The following is a 15464-nucleotide window of genomic DNA, read 5'->3' on the forward strand; positions in this document are numbered from 1 at the left end:
TAAAAAGCCCATCCTGTGATGGGCTTTTTTGTGTCTGTTAGTTAACGAGCAGTGTTAGAGCTAGCTGTAGCGTCATTAAGCGCTAAGTGCTTGTTCTAGGTCAGCCAAGATATCGTCAATGTGCTCAATGCCTACTGAGAGGCGGATCATCTCTGGTGATACACCCGCTTGTTTTTGTTCCGCTTCGCTCAATTGGCGGTGTGTTGTAGAGGCAGGGTGACAAGCGAGAGATTTCGCATCGCCGATGTTCACCAAGCGCTTGAAGATTTGTAGCGCATCATAGAAACGAACACCCGCTTCATAACCATCTTTCAAGCCAAAAGATAAAATGGCCGATGGCTTACCTTGCATGTATTTCTCAGCCAACGGATAGAACTCAGACGTTGGTAAACCAGCGTAGCTCACCCAACTCACTTTCTCATGTTGCTGAAGGTACTCTGCTACTTTTAGTGCGTTCTCTGTGTGTCGCTCCATGCGTAACGACAATGTCTCTAAGCCTTGCATTAGCATAAAAGCATTCATGGGTGACAATGCTGCGCCTGTATTACGCAGTGGAACCGTTCGAGCACGACCAATAAACGCGGCTTCGCCAAAAGCCTCGGTATAAACCACACCGTGGTAAGAAGGTTCTGGCTGATTAAATACTGGGAAGCGATCTTTGTGCTCTGCCCATGGGAATTTGCCTGAGTCGACAATCACACCACCCAATGTTGTTCCGTGACCGCCAACGTATTTGGTGAGCGAGTGCACCACAATATCAGCACCAAAATCGATAGGTTTACACAACACAGGTGTCGCCACCGTGTTATCGACAATCACAGGCACACCTTGTGCGTGAGCAAGCTCAGCAACACGTTCTAAGTCGATAATATTGCCTGCTGGGTTACCGATACTTTCACAATAAACCGCTTTGGTTTTTTCATCGATCAGTGCAGCCAAGCTTTCAGGCTTGTCGTCTTTGGCAAAGCGAACCTCTATGCCTTGGTTTGGTAGCATGTGAGCAAATAGGGTGTAAGTACCACCGTAAAGCTGAGGTGTGGAGACAATGTTGTCACCGATCTGTGCCACCGTCTGAATAGCGTAGTTGATCGCGGCACTGCCCGCACTTACCACTAAACCTGCAATACCACCTTCTAAGGCTGCCATGCGTTTTTCCAACACATCGTTGGTTGGGTTCATTATGCGAGTGTAGATATTGCCCGGTACCGCAAGGTTAAACAGGTCGGCGCCGTGTTGTGCATCATCGAATTCATAAGCAACAGTTTGGTAAATAGGAGTCGCAACTGATTTGGTGGTTGGATCGGTTTCGTAGCCGAAGTGAATCGAGAGTGTTTCGTCTTTCATGTGTCTTCCCTGAACTATTGAACGATTTATGTACGTTCATATTGCCGCCTTTTTTATAAAAGAAAAGTAAGCTTAGTCACAGAGAAGCAATTGGAACTGTGTGCGGGGCGATTCGTTATTTGTAGGGAATACAGCGTGAGTTGTGCAGATCTAGAAAAGCAAAAAGCCAGAGCAGTGTGAACTGTTCTGGCTTTTCTAATTTGGTGGCCCCTCCCAGATTTGAACTGGGGACCGAACGATTATGAGTCGTGCGCTCGTATATGCCCTATATAAAGGTTACAACAAATAACAACACAATGCTTGATTTCATCCAATATATCTCTTATTGTTCCAATATAAAGAGGTTATAACCCCCTATAAATAATTACAACAAAGACACAGCATGAAATTCAGAGCGCGAAATTATCCCAACCCATTGCATCATGTCACTGTTAAGCAGCATGTCGTTTTAAAAAGCGGTAAGCGTGACCAGTTCATGATTCTCTATATAAAGCCGCTTGGCGCGGATGCTCCTATAGTCTTCCATGAGCTATTTAAGTATTTTGCGAGAAATGCATCAAATAGTCTCTCATGGCAGAGGCATGTAGCACGAGCTATTGGTCTGTTTTATGACTTTTGTTTAGTAAAGGCATCGGCATACAAGAATGATAATAGTATCGCTGATGCATTGAGAGGGTTCATTGAGTGCTCATTAACTGGTGATGAAGAGCTTGGTTGGACACCCTCCAGCCAAAAGACAGTCATGAGGAATTTTGCATACATCATAGATTTTTCTAAAGATCTCTCTGACCACGTCTCTGAGTCGCTTATCCCTGCAAAGGACTCAACAAATCTTAGGTACTTTTATCATGCCTATGCGATAAAAGATAATGTATCTCTCAGTCATGTAACAAACGTGAAGAATGTTGCAGCAAGAGTTCAAGCTACTTCAAACGACCATATCTATAAGTTCAACGGCAACCCTAAGAGTAGAAATATTCATGTGTTTCCAGAGGATCTGATTGAGCCTTTGTTTAAGTACGGTTTCAAAAAACGTGATGGAACTGAAGATGTTGGTGCCAAGATGATTACCGCCATGTTGTTATTTGGTGGTATGCGTGAAAGTGAACCGTTCCATGTTTGGTACAATGACTTCAAACTCGACACTTCGACAGGAAGAGTAAGGATAAACCTACACCACCCCTCAGAAGGTGCTACTGACGTTCAGCCTTATCCTAAGATGTTAAGAAAAGAGTATTTGATGCACCGTAAACTCCAACCAAGAAATGAGCGAGCGGTCTCTAAAAGCTACCACGCAGGGTGGAAAGACCTAGCTGTAAATAGTGACTATAAGACAGAAATCGTATTAATTCATACGGAAATAGAACAACATTTTTGTGACTGGTTTGCTGAGTATTTATATCTTAGAGAGGTCTGCATGGAAAACTATAAACAGAAGCATGGTCACGATCATCCATTCTTTTTTGTCAAAATGGGTGACAAAAGTGACCTTGGTGCCCCTCTATCTATACGTGCATACGTTAGAGCATTACAAAGAGCTGTAGGAAGGCTCGAAAAAATGGGCTATATGGCAGAGTATGGGTATGAGGATGGTATTTCCCCACACCCTATGAGGCATTGGTTTGTAACAACGCTTGCAAACAATGGAGCTGGTAACAAAATCATTCAAATATTAGCCAATCATCGAAATATCTTGTCTCAAGAAGTGTATAAAGGCGCAACTGCCAAAGATATAAATGCCGCTTTAAGTGAAATTTCAACAAACTACACAATAATTTTATAGAGTCTTTATGTTAGGTTTAAAAAGCACTGATGTTGAAAAGTTTTTAGAACGAGAAGGTGAAGTTGAGTACCTATCAAACTCTGCGATTATAGAGGTTTGTCTCGTTTGTTTGACTAATAAAAATGAATATGAACGTGGACTAAAACTTCTTAGCACTCTTCGTGATAGAGGCATATGTTTCTCCGAGTTTTACTACTTCGCTAAGCACCAATGGTCTACTGCCTATCTAACCAGTTTGAGTATACAGGCGAAAAAGCAAGAAAGAATCTCTTCGCTATATGAAGAGTTTGATAAAGCTGCTGAGGCAAACGGTTATGGAGTTAATTCATCACCAAGACAGAAAGGTAGGGTGTTTGCACTACTTTATGGATACTTCTACGAAAAGCATTCTTTGATGGAAGTGACCCTTGAAGACGTTAATAAGTTGAGATGTTTGGTTATAGATAGGCACGCTCTTTTTACTGGTGACATCAATACAATAGATCATAAGTACATCAAAAAAGAACTGTTTGGCATATTGGAATTTTTGATTGTTGGTTATAGAAACAACAACCAGAAGTTAGATTCAAAACTAGAAACAGATATAATACCTAATGGTTTATCACGTCCAAGAGGGCTATCTCTTTCCCGTTCCAAACGAAAGTCTGAGGTAAGACTAGAGAACTATTCTTTTCTTATTAGCGAATACGAGAGATATAAGGATACGCTAAAGCTAAAAAACCCCAAAGAGGTAGATGCTGCTCTAAGGGTGTTACTGGAATATATCTGTAACCGCATAGATATTATGGAGGTTAAATCAGTTGAAGACTTTCAGGATTTAATGAAAGTTGGAAGAGATGGAGAGTATCGATGGTTCAATTTTCTAAATGAAGGCGAAAAAAAAATAAGAAGTAAGGCTCTAGCTATCTTTGATTTTGCCAACTGGTTGATGATTGAACATGCTATCGACCAAGATGATGGATACGAAGCATTATTGTCTAGAGTAGAGTACGACAAGGTTATTAGATTAGTAAAAAACGATGGCAATGGAGCCAAAGATGAAACACCGAAAGCACTTATTCCTTATCGAGTTCATCAGATAGCAACTGATATACTTTACGATCCTTCATATGAATGGGCTAGGAGCCTAGACTATATGTATTTTCGGGATGAAGAAGGCGTCAATACTTTTAACCCAACAATTGTCAATTTACTAGCTTTATTGTTTACGATTCCAATTCGAGGGATTCAAGCTCAATGTCTAGATAGCGGTGAAGGTGATCCTTACAAATATAATTTTGACGATGTTGTATGGGAAGAAAATGACAGCAAATTAGCCTGTTACTGGAAGGCTAAGGGACACGTAAATGATGCTAGAGGTTTCTTGAACAGAGCGAAGAGCTTAGTTCGTGAAGCCAAAAAAAGTAAAGAGTTTGATGATAGTGGGTATCCTATCATTAGACGTGCTTACATGTATGTGAATACCAATAAGACAGCAGATAGAAATGTTGCCTTTAGTGACAGTAGTGGGTATGTGATTCCGTGGCATCATGAGGATGTAATAAAAATTGTTGAGAGACAATTGAAATTTATTGAAGAACACCACCCAGTGGACAGCCCTAGTTGTTTGCGAGATCTTGAAAAAAAAGATTTGCGGCAAATCCTTGGCGCCCCTCCGACTAAGCTGGTTTTGAAGTTAATACCAGATAGATTTTACCTATTTAGGTGTAACTTGAATCCGGTTAAAAACACGCATAACTTTCCCCCTACGAAGAAATTACTAGTACGCACGTGGAATAATCTAATGATTGAGATTCAGCGAAGACTAGAGGATGAAGGGGCTGACTTCTCAGTTATATCAGCAGATAAGATAGAGAAGTTTAAGAAGAATATAGGGGGAGGAAACTCTTATATAAGTGATCTGATCTGCTCCAGTCAGACTGGACACTTAGCTAAGCGACATTTTGCTTTTCAAAGTTCATTGGGCTTAGATACCCAAGTGCACTGTGCCTTCTCGTTCGATTATAATCAACTTCTATGTACTCGAAGATCGTTTGGCGCATCTGCTCTCTCGTCATGATCGGCTCATATTGGATTGCTTCAACTTTCATTGAGTGGAAGAAGCTCTCAACACATGCGTTGTCCCAACAGTTCCCTTTTCTACTCATACTTTGTTTTAAATTATAAGTACTTATGAGGTCTCGATAGTCTTTCGAACAGTACTGACTACCTCGATCGCTATGAGTTATAACCTGCTCAGGAAACCCTCGACGGAATAAAGCCATTGATAAGGCATCACAGACCAGTGAGGCCGTCATTCTCGTATCCATAGACCAACCAATAACTTGCCTTGAATAAAGGTCAATAATGACAGCTAAGTACAGCCAGCCTTCGCTTGTGGCAACATAGGTGATGTCTCCTGCCCATTTTTGATTCGGAGCCGTTGCGTTAAAATCTTGAGCGAGCAAGTTCGGAGCAACGGGCATTTTATGCTTACTGTCTGTTGTACACTTAAACTTGCGTGCTGCTTTCGCTACTAAATCCTGACGTTTCATACTGGCGGCAATGGTCTTAACATTATGGTTATCACCGCTCTCTGCCAGCTCTTTCTGAATACGTCTTGAGCCATCTCGCTCTTTGCTAACGTCAAAAGCTTCTTTTACTTTGGTATCAAGCTTTTGGCGCTCTGTCTCACGTTGAATCGCCTTGTGGCGATTCTCAACCCAATAATAAAACCCACTTCGAGAAACTCTGAACACCTTAGCCATACGGGAAATACTGAAACTCAGCAGGTGTTCGAGCATAAATTCATAGCAATTTACTTTAGATTTTTCGCGAAGTAGGTGGCGGCCTTTTTTACGATTTCTAGCTCTTCTGCTTGCTCTGCCAACTGCCTCTTTAGCTTAGCGACTTCAACGGCCAATTCTTGTTCTCGTTGGCTAATACTCGAATTCTTCTTTGTGGCTTTTCGCCAACCGTAGATCTGAGATTCATGTAACGAGAGCTGTCTTGCGGCTGCAGCGACTCCCACTTTCTCTGCCAGCTTCAGGGTTTCTGCTTTAAATTCAGGAGAATGGATAATACGTTTCTTCTTAATTGTCATGGTTCACCTCATTAGTTATTGTACTCACTTAACTCAGTGTCCAAAACTGCTGGTGCGGATCAATCTTACTATCCATTGCACTAGGGTTACGGGTATAACTCGACTAGAAGAAGCGGGCGTGCCGATAAATATTATTTCAAAGTTTATTGCGGGTCATGCAAATATACGAACAACATATCACTATGTAAAACATGATGCGCATTATGTTGAAACTGAAATTTCTGAAGCGCAAGCGAAGGTTTCTATGAAAATGCAGTTGTCACTATCGTCTGATTTAAAGAAAAAGCCAATAAGTAAGGCACGAGCGATGGCGTATATTTCTGATGCCTATGACTCATCTTGGGAGATAATTAGAGACCGAGCATGGAATTCAAACACACTTGGCATCTGTCCTAACGCCGCCACTCTTTGTGATGAGGCCCATCAAGATAGTGATTTTAGATTTAAAGGTGTAGGGAAGTGTGCCAACTGTAAATATTTAGTAAGTGGGAAACCATACCTTATTACAATTTGGTCACACATAAATACATTGCTTTATAAAGCTAAGAAAATTGGTGATACCTACAATCAGTTACAAGAAGAGCAAAAAGAGTTAGTTAAGCTTAGAAGGCAGGAGTATAAGACTAACGGTAAGACAGAGCTATTCTATTCGTATGATAATCAGGTAAAAAAGGTTGAAAATCATATGGAGTCCAATGAAGGTGATGAGAACCTTATCTTAGCCGAAGTTTACTACACCAATCTTTTGTTTGAGAAAGTTCGTGAAGTAACTAATACAGAGGATGATTTTGTTGGAGGCTTAGGGTTTGAAGAGTGTTCGGACTTTGAACATTTGAATTCTATCGTTGAGTCAGAAAGGTTTTTGCCGCACTTCACTAAAGATAAAGATTTGAAGTTTAAGCGAGATACCTTTGTTGACATGGCTTTAGTTGCATTGGGTGAGCAGCCCCTCTTTTTAAAACCGCTTTCTGATGACGAAAGACAAGCTGCAATATCCTCTACTGCAAAGGCAATCGAGCATGACTTGCAAAAACTAGAGGGTAAGTATTTAGGTGCTGTTATGAAAATTCAAAACTTGGGAGATATTACATGTCTACCATAATAGAAGCTGTATTAGAGAGATTATGCTCAGAGTCGAGTAGTAGTGTTGAAACAAAGCTAAGAGCAATCCACAAGATAATTCAAGGCTTCAAACGAAACAACGTAGAGCTTACGGCCCCAAACCTTACGGATGCATTAATGGCTTTGGGAATCAAAATGAGCAAAAGCTCAATTTACAACAAGAAATCGAGAGGAAAAGATAACCCTTATCGAGTTCTTGTTGATGCGTGGCAGGATGATATTAATGATGCCAAGGTCTCTAGGGCTTCAAAATCTTCCAAGATAGATATTACCGTCATGAGCAACTCAGACTATGAATCTATAACTAGTGATTTGGTCAAATTCAAGATACAGAACATGTATAACGAACTTAAGTCTGCAAGACACCAAGTTAACCTTCTGAAAGAGATTCAAGGTCTGCCTATCATTCAAGAGGGCGGCGATGACAAATTACTGTTTCACAATAGTGAACAGTCGATATCTTCCACAAAGCCTCCTGAAGTTATTGATGTTCCAAAGGATTCTGACATACACATTGAGGTGATTGAAGACTTCTTGGAAAACAGCACCAAGGTGATGTTTGATGAAGACGGATGCTTGGTAGCATCTAAAGCTATTAGAAAGAGTGATCTCCTCAGTGATATAGGTCTACAACAAGCGTTATCCATCGCAATCCAAATTATGAAAAATCAATCTTAGTGTAAGAAAAGGCATACTTAATTTACACAATTGCAGCACCTCTAGAGTCTCCGTCCCGTGGGTTCATGGGGCGGATACGCTTAAAGCAACAGTATCTCCCTAGAAGCGTGTGACGTTTGTAGCTTAAGGCAACAGTATCTCCCTAGAAGCGTGTGACGTTTGTAGCTTAAAGCAACAGTATCTCCCTAGAAGCGTGTGACGTTTGTAGCTTAAAGCAACAATATCTCCCTAGAAGCGTGTGACATATCAACTCAAAATCCTTGTAGAAGTTGAGGTGATGAAGGCACCACTGTATTTGTCTTGTGGACTAATGGAACACGTATGGTAAAGCCCTACAGGCGCTGGTACATAGAGTCGAATATAGTAACTGGCTTGTAGTAACCAATATTTAGGTTGCCATATCATATATTCATCAATGCTGAATGGCTGGGTATATAGATGATGTTTATTTGTAATAAACAATCTCTTTGGACTACATACAGGCTGTTGCTAGGTGTTGTTGTAAGGATACCATTTGACGTGATCTTTACACTAAGAAGGTCTAAGATAAGTGGGGCCTAGCTATGTTGAATGGATGGTATGCGTTTTGTTTAATGGTTGTTCAAGGGAATGTCTTCAGTTTTAAGACATGTAGAGTGATGTGATTAAGATGAAGAGATTAAATATGGGACAAGAGTTTACATATGAACAGATGCAGACGCTGCTGCATTTAGTAAAAACGGAAATGAATAGTATTTGCGGTGACCTCGGCTATGCAGAGTTATCAAAAATACGAACTATCTTAGAGCAGAAGCTAGATGACTTTCCACCTCCTGATTAGATTACGGTAAACAGTAAAGACTGGGACTATTGAACGTATCCGCCTATGTATGAGTCAGTATACTTCACCTCTGATAGTTCATGTTCAGAAAATGCCTTATTTTTGATATACCGACAAAACCCTCGCCCACCATAACTTCCATCGGAGTACGTCCATCGAGCTTTGTATTGCGCATATTTACCCAGCCATATTTGATCTCTGGATTATACGGGTAGAGCATACTGAGATGTTTGTGGATCGCCAATAGGTTGATAACTCGCTCGTGTGAATCCAGTCCCCTAGGGATACCAGTAGCTCCCACCTCCATTGCTCGTAACCTGTTGCTGTTCGTTAAACCTATACCGAGCAGCGAACACTGAGTAGTACGTGAGATATTCCAATAGTCAAACAGCCTCATCACGGCTCTTGCTAACGTTACAGACGTATTTTTGCTCAGCCTCTTAGACATACTGATACCTCTTGAGTTGCAAATGATATAGTTTGTTCACCAGTTAAGCGGGTCGAACTCATAGTGTGCATTAGTTTATTGCTCATAAGCGCTTACGCCACATTGGGGTAGCATTGGCAATTGATGTAGTGTTGGTTCACAAACGCCTGAACCGCTCTAGCTAGTGCTTTATCGGCAGTAACCATTATTACATCAGAAATATCCCTGTGCTGAATTTCCTGAGTTAATCTAGCTATCAATCGGAAATCAGAGGCATTTTCGTAGGTATCAACAGTTTCCACCAACTGGCCTACCATTTACTCTCGGTAACCTGCATGGATTGTTGGCTACGGCGAGTACAATAACATCCGCCCTAGAAAACAACGTGGCATCTCTAGGCATATTTTGTTGTTATCACAGTCAATTACAACCGCCAAAGTTCGGTCAATCACCTTTGACGTCCTACCTATTCAGAGTTAGCAGAACACTGAGCTGGTCGTCATCAGGGTCGATGTCACCGTTAACAACACTCCTAGCTATAACCCACATAATCTGGTCACTAGAAACTCCCAAAGCGTCGGCTTTGGCAGCCAACATCATGTCAAAATCCACCATGCAAATTCCTATAAATAACTGTGTTTTTATACAGATTGATAGTGGCATTTTGGTGCGTGTTCAATGATCTCAATTCGTTACAGGCACAACTATCGACTAATAACCCTGACTCCATCAGGCATTGGTGAACTACCGTCATCTTCCTCTCAGATCATGCAGATATTCAGGTTGCATTGAGGAAAGAGCTAAATAAGAAATGTCCAGAACCTTGCTGAAGGAGACTTAACACGAAATGCCCCAAACCTTCTCAGAACCTGCGAAAGGAACACCTGACCAGTACACCAATAGACAAAGTTAATCTAATCCGTACTTTGATCTCTTATACAGAACTTTTCCGTAATTCACCCCTACAACTACATGCCGATTCACATAACAGGTTGATACCAGTTGAGTTTCACAATTAATGGCAGCAACATAGACGGAATACAAAGACGGAAAAAGTACGTCAATAAAACGTTATGCGCTAAGGCAATTCGAGGTAATAATGGATAAGAGATATCAAGTATTTGTAAGCTCTACATATATAGACTTAAAAGATGAGCGACAAAGTGTACTTCAAACATTAATGGAAATGGATTGTATTCCTGCCGGAATGGAGTTATTTCCCGCTGCTGACGAAGAGCAATGGGAGTTTATCAAAAAAGTCATCGATGACTGCGACTATTATCTGTTAATAATTGGTGGGCGGTACGGTTCAACGGCCGATGATGGTTTAAGTTACACGGAGAAAGAGTTTGATTATGCTGTAAGCAAAGGAATCAAAGTAATTGCTCTGTTACATGAGTCACCAGACTCATTACCTCGTTCAAAAAGCGAAATGTCCGAAGAATCAGCGGAAAAACTAGAACTCTTTCGAGAGAAAGTAAGTGAAGGAAGGTTAGTTCGCTATTGGAAGGAGTCAGCTCAGCTTCCCGGTGAAGTTGCTCTAAGTCTAAATAAGACAATTAAAATGTTTCCCGCTGTAGGTTGGGTAAGAGCTGATTCTTCTGCGTCACCAGAATTGCTTGCTGAGATTAACGTATTGCGTAAACGCAATGAAGACTTAGCACTTCAACTTGAAGAACAAAAGCCACAACAATCCTTGCTGCCTGATGACGAACTTGCTGATTGGGAAAGTGAAATAGAATTAGCTGGCTCTTATCAAATTTACGCTCGTTCTATGCATGATCGAACACAGAACCATACGTGGTCTAAATCAGTGACATGGAGGCAACTATTCTCAACTCTATCTCCACTTTTAGCTGACAATGCATTTGATAGCAGTGTAAATAGTTTTGTTGCTGAGCAATTTAGTGGTGCTGATAGGAACAATGTTCACATATCATCTTTGGAGATTGACAGCCAAATCCTTTATACAATTCGAATTCAGTTCCTAGCTCTAGGTCTGATTTCCATTAATAACGATAACCCTCAAGCACAGTGGAGTCTCACTGATTATGGTTTACAAACCATGATTAAGGAAAGGGTTGTCGGCAAAAGCGCATAACAAGCGTATAAGGTTTCAAGATACTTATTCTAATCTGTATTGAGCGCGTTAGACCTTAAGCTGTGCGTTAGACCTTAAGCTCTAACGCGTTTCTGCCCCAAGACGTGTTTAGAACGCATGAAACCATCATGAGATTTATTTAGGCAACAGCCTGTTGGACAAACTCTCAGATTCAATTGTGCAAGGGGTTCTTGCCCTATTGCGAAACAACTTGTTTCGTCAAAAAACCTTTTCGGATTGAGGAAATTTTGCGGAGCAGAACCAGATTAGAAATTGAAAATAATTTGACGCAACTTGCCTTGTTCAACTTAGCCATTGATAGCAAACTTAGAGCGAGTGATTTGCTTTCCCTAAGGGCTTGCGAGGTCTCTTCGCAAAATAGGATATTTAGCCATGTTAAGAATATTCAGCAAAAAATAGACATTGAAGTCCAATTTGAGAAAAAGACAAGAACTCGACAGAGTCTAATGAAATGGGTTTTGATGGCTTCCTACATGCCAGCAATTTTCTTTTCAAAGCCAAAGATTAGCTATTCGTACTAAATGAGGGTATGGGCTTCTTGGATTGGACCCTAACTTGTATGGCACTCACTCATGAGGTGAACAAAGGTAGATAACACAATCCGCTACTTTGAAAGTTGTTACCCACTCACCGCTACACTTGATTATTTTCAATACGTTAAGTGCAAATACTACTAATCTGTCCAAGGTTTAGATGACCTTGAACAAATTAGATATACACGAGCTTAAATTAAACGTTGGAACGCACGTTTTTCTTCTTTGATTTATAGGCTTTCATTGAAATTTTTAAAGCAAGCTGTTTTTGTTTAATTGAAATGAGTTGTCTAGTTACGACCTTATCGTGTAACTCTGTGATAAAGTTTTTTTCCCAAGGCGTAAGGCGGTCAAACCTCAATAAAATAGTGTCATTGAGTACATTGAACAACTCGTATTGGCTTTTATCCATTCGACTGCTAAGCATTCAATTAGAGCACTTAGCTAGAGAAATGACGTTAAGGCTTTCTACTTTCTCATTTTTTCCTAAGGTAATGATTCGATAAGAGATCCCACTCTCTAATAGTGGTCTTATTTCGATGTTGTCACAAAAACTAACGGCGACTTTTTCTACTAAGCGGTCCATATTCAAAGTTTTATTTTTTACGAAAACAAGAGTGACACTATCGCCCTCTGACTGTGCATTTACGAGTGTGATTGAGCCTAACTCTTGTGGAAGTTGGCTTGAAATAACTGTCGCTCTATAATCGGCAAGTCCATTAGATTTTATTGGGCTTATCTGACAACCGTTAAGCATGACACTGACGAAGAGAATTACAGTTGTTCGTAGCATTATGCGCTCCTTCTTCCTTTCTTCTCCCTTTAGGTGCCTTAAAATATTTATGGATATAACGTGAAGATATAGAAGATAAGAGCGCACTGTAATCTAAACTGAATGTGACTTTTTCCCCTACAAATAGTGGTTTCTGTGAGGATTCAAGGACAAGATGATCACTGGTTGAAGACATGATCTTAATCCCATTCGGAGCCTTAAGCCCGCTGACACAAACATCTTGGCGGCCTAATGCTAGAATAGCTTGTGAGACCTCCCCTCTATCTTGAAGGTTTTCTTTTTCACCAAAAGCATTTAACCCCCGACTCCCCCAAGGCAAAGTCGGTTTAGTCTTGGATTCAATCACTTCAGCGGTCAAAGAAACCGCATCCGTATGTAAGCCTTTGATATTTTCGTGCTCTAAAGGCTCACAGCCTAAAAAAATTGCTTCTCCTATACGAAGGTTATTGACTCGAGTTAAGCCTGTTCTCTGAAGAGCCCAGTTAACTGAAGCAGAATTACCCCCTGAAATAATTTCTAGACTGACCCCAAATGTAGCTTCAATTCCATCGGCAAGCTCAGAAAGAATACTCATATTTTGATCATCTGGAGCGACACCATACCGACAGGCTAAATTCGTACCAATTCCTTTTATCGTGATGTTTGGTAAAGAAATAATCTCTCGGATAAAATCAATCACGCGATTTGGCATCACACCTTCTCTGAGATCGCCAAGCTCAACCATAATAATGATACCGTGACAGCAATTTTGTTGTTCCGCTGCATGTGAAAGCCTCTGAATCACTTCAACTTCAGAGTTTAAACTCATATCACTGTATTTTATTACGCTCGCCACTTGACTGAGCATGGGTGTACGTATCAGCATTTTAGGGATAGCAATGCCAGATTCAGTCATCTTTTGAAGATTTTCGATTCTTGAATCGGCTAACATTGTTGCGCCAGCATCAATAAGAACTTGTGCGATGATAGGGTGGCCGAGGAAGGCTTTTGTTACAGGCGTAACGGATATATTTTTCAGTGAGAGCTGAGAAATCAGGAACTGAGCGTTATGATGAACTTTCCCACAATCGATGTCTAACCTAGGGTAGTTCACCCTTTTTCGGCCAGTTTACTTGCTATTATAGGAAAGGCTGACGTTACGATGTGCAGTAGATGTTCAACAGGCTGTGACAAGACATCAGTAACCGGTAAACCAAATTCGGTAGTGTAAGTGTCTATCGCACAACGTGTTTCATCCAACGACATATCTTCATGATTCAGTGTTAGTCCAATAACATTGGTATTAGAAAACGTTTCGATAAGATTGATTTCTGAGGCAATCGAAGGCATTGGGCAATCAGGAAAATCACTACGATATAAACGTTTAGGGGCATGTTGCAGTATCACACCCGTTGGACAACTGCCACGTAAGATAAAAGCGCTGGTTGAAAACGCAGGGTGACTCAAGGCTCCTTGCCCTTCAATAATAATCAGATCCGGATTTTCTTTTTCATAGGCCTGTACAATGACAGATTCCAACTCACCGGCACAAAATTGTGAAGGAACAGCATCGAGTGCAACGCAGTATTGTGCGCCCTGCATAATGCCTGTTTGACCAGTGGCAATCAGAACGACGTTAAGGCCTTTTTTAGTCAGTTCATTCGCCAATATTGTTGCTGTTGTTCGTTTTCCTAGCGCGCAATCCGTCCCCATTACAGCAATTCTCGGGCATTTAACGTTGTGTATTTTCCCGCTAAACGTTTTCAGTTCGCCTTTATTTTTGGGTTTGCGAGTATCGAATATTCGAACGTTATTCTTTAAGCTGGCTTCTAAAAATAGAGGATCATCGGTTAGGAATTCATGTAAGCCATTTACGATGTTCATTCCTAGTGACATGGCATTTAAAATGATGCTTTTATCTAAGTCAGATAAAAAGCCACTTGATGGCGCAATGCCAAAAATGAAGTAATCAGGAATGCTTTCTGCGTGAATGATAGCTTCTTCAGCATTAGCAAGGATCGGTATTCCATTGGCTTTGTTATCAAGAACTTCACCAGCATCTAAGCCAGCAGACTCACTATCAATAACCGATAGAATACGATAGCTTAACGAATGTCTCACTAACCCATTAGCGGTTTTACCATCAATTTTACCGAAATTACCTTCGCAATATATAATCGCAGAAGGGATGACAGATTTTACTTTTTGAGCAAGTGGTAACCAAGGTGCGAAATGGGGTACGTCGTTGTTGATTTCTACATTTTCAATTCTAGTGAGTTTGAAGATGTTTCTTAACTTTTGAGTTGAAATGGACATAATTAAAGCCTGCGGTGAGGCTTAGGAGGGCAACTAAGGAGTGCCGAGATGCGAGTTCGGAAAAGAAAAGAAGTCCCCACTAAGCGGTAGGGATAACAACCAAGGTAACACACTCACCAGACTTTTGTTGGTTATTATTAATACGCTTTCTAAGTCTATCACTTTCAGGCTTCACCCATACTAACGTGACTGATTAGAGATCTAAGACTCATTGTTCAACGTCGCCGTATCAACCTCTCAGCTTTAAGGTTTCAAGATACTTTTTCTAATATCAGTTAAGTGAATTAGAGTTTTGAGTTTAACGCGTTTTTGTCCAGAAGCGTTTTTGGTGGCATATAAGACAGTCTGTACGACTAGGTCACGCTTCCTCACCATAAGTGTCAGATTGTGTATGAGTCAGTACACTTAATGATACTCAGCCAGCAGGTGAAGGGGCGTTCGAGTGCCTTTAGCTAGAATGTTGCC

Annotated in this window: 11 protein-coding genes and 2 pseudogenes; 6 read left to right on the top strand and 7 right to left on the bottom strand. The window is 40.9% G+C overall.

The genetic code is table 11. The features are described from left to right. Positions 1–75: 75 nt before the first annotated feature. Complete coding sequence (locus QWZ07_RS24385; protein WP_192854147.1) at positions 76–1344, bottom strand: O-acetylhomoserine aminocarboxypropyltransferase/cysteine synthase family protein; 1269 nt, start codon at positions 1342–1344, stop codon at positions 76–78. Between the two features lie 382 nt (positions 1345–1726). Between QWZ07_RS24385 and QWZ07_RS24390 the strand changes: the two genes are divergently transcribed. Together QWZ07_RS24390 and QWZ07_RS26520 are read left to right on the top strand one after the other, a co-directional pair. After that, positions 1727–3127, top strand: coding sequence for a site-specific integrase (locus QWZ07_RS24390; RefSeq protein WP_192854148.1), 1401 nt, complete (start codon positions 1727–1729; stop codon positions 3125–3127). A 1135-nt stretch (positions 3128–4262) separates the two neighbouring features. Beyond that, positions 4263–4718 (top strand): annotated as a pseudogene (locus QWZ07_RS26520) (VPA1269 family protein); the annotation flags it as partial. Positions 4719–5058: 340 nt separating this feature from the next. Here the strand turns inward: QWZ07_RS26520 and QWZ07_RS24400 are convergent. After that, positions 5059–6209 (bottom strand): IS3 family transposase gene (locus tag QWZ07_RS24400; RefSeq protein WP_192854759.1). Its coding sequence is split into 2 segments (ribosomal slippage): positions 5059–5966 and positions 5966–6209, totalling 1152 coding nucleotides; the frame shifts between segments, so codons are not numbered across the junction. A gap of 118 nt (positions 6210–6327) precedes the next feature. On the opposite strand from QWZ07_RS24400, the gene QWZ07_RS24405 reads away from it, so the two are divergent. Together QWZ07_RS24405 and gmtX are read left to right on the top strand one after the other, a co-directional pair. Next, on the top strand, positions 6328–7311 hold the full coding sequence (locus QWZ07_RS24405) for a hypothetical protein (protein WP_192854383.1): 984 nt from the start codon (positions 6328–6330) through the stop codon (positions 7309–7311). After that, positions 7299–8009 carry a gamma-mobile-trio protein GmtX gene (gene gmtX, locus QWZ07_RS24410; RefSeq protein ID WP_192854384.1) on the top strand — a complete coding sequence of 237 codons (711 nt, stop codon included), beginning with the start codon at positions 7299–7301 and terminating at the stop codon, positions 8007–8009. Before QWZ07_RS24405 ends, gmtX begins: the two co-directional genes overlap by 13 nt. Positions 8010–9718: 1709 nt before the next feature. Here the strand turns inward: gmtX and QWZ07_RS24415 are convergent. Continuing rightward, on the bottom strand, positions 9719–9871 hold the full coding sequence (locus QWZ07_RS24415; protein ID WP_192854386.1) for a hypothetical protein: 153 nt from the start codon (positions 9869–9871) through the stop codon (positions 9719–9721). Positions 9872–10355: 484 nt separating this feature from the next. Here QWZ07_RS24415 and QWZ07_RS24420 point away from each other — a divergent pair, with 484 nt between their 5' ends. Beyond that, entirely contained in the window at positions 10356–11357 is a 1002-nt protein-coding gene (locus tag QWZ07_RS24420) for a DUF4062 domain-containing protein (protein ID WP_029189402.1), read from the top strand. 191 nt (positions 11358–11548) lie between these two features. After that, positions 11549–11896, top strand: a pseudogene (locus QWZ07_RS26430) (site-specific integrase); the annotation flags it as partial. Positions 11897–12107: 211 nt separating this feature from the next. Here the strand turns inward: QWZ07_RS26430 and QWZ07_RS24425 are convergent. The 4 genes from QWZ07_RS24425 to QWZ07_RS24440 are packed head-to-tail and all read right to left on the bottom strand — an operon-like array spanning position 12108 to position 14999. After that, the gene (locus QWZ07_RS24425) at positions 12108–12338 is read right to left on the bottom strand and encodes a hypothetical protein (RefSeq protein ID WP_192854388.1); all 231 of its coding nucleotides are present in this window, start codon (positions 12336–12338) and stop codon (positions 12108–12110) included. Then, a complete protein-coding gene (gene gspS2, locus QWZ07_RS24430) occupies positions 12339–12704 on the bottom strand; it encodes a type II secretion system pilot lipoprotein GspS-beta (RefSeq protein WP_192854389.1) in 366 nt (121 codons plus the stop codon). After that, on the bottom strand, positions 12661–13797 hold the full coding sequence (locus QWZ07_RS24435) for an alanine/ornithine racemase family PLP-dependent enzyme (RefSeq protein ID WP_123539624.1): 1137 nt from the start codon (positions 13795–13797) through the stop codon (positions 12661–12663). Before QWZ07_RS24435 ends, gspS2 begins: the two co-directional genes overlap by 44 nt. Beyond that, the gene (locus QWZ07_RS24440) at positions 13794–14999 is read right to left on the bottom strand and encodes an N-acetyltransferase DgcN family protein (RefSeq protein ID WP_192854390.1); all 1206 of its coding nucleotides are present in this window, start codon (positions 14997–14999) and stop codon (positions 13794–13796) included. The genes QWZ07_RS24435 and QWZ07_RS24440 overlap by 4 nt, the downstream gene beginning before the upstream one ends. Between the last annotated feature and the right edge of the window lie 465 nt (positions 15000–15464).

The organism is Vibrio lentus (genome assembly GCF_030409755.1).
In the GTDB taxonomy this organism is placed as follows: Bacteria; Pseudomonadota; Gammaproteobacteria; order Enterobacterales; family Vibrionaceae; genus Vibrio; species Vibrio lentus.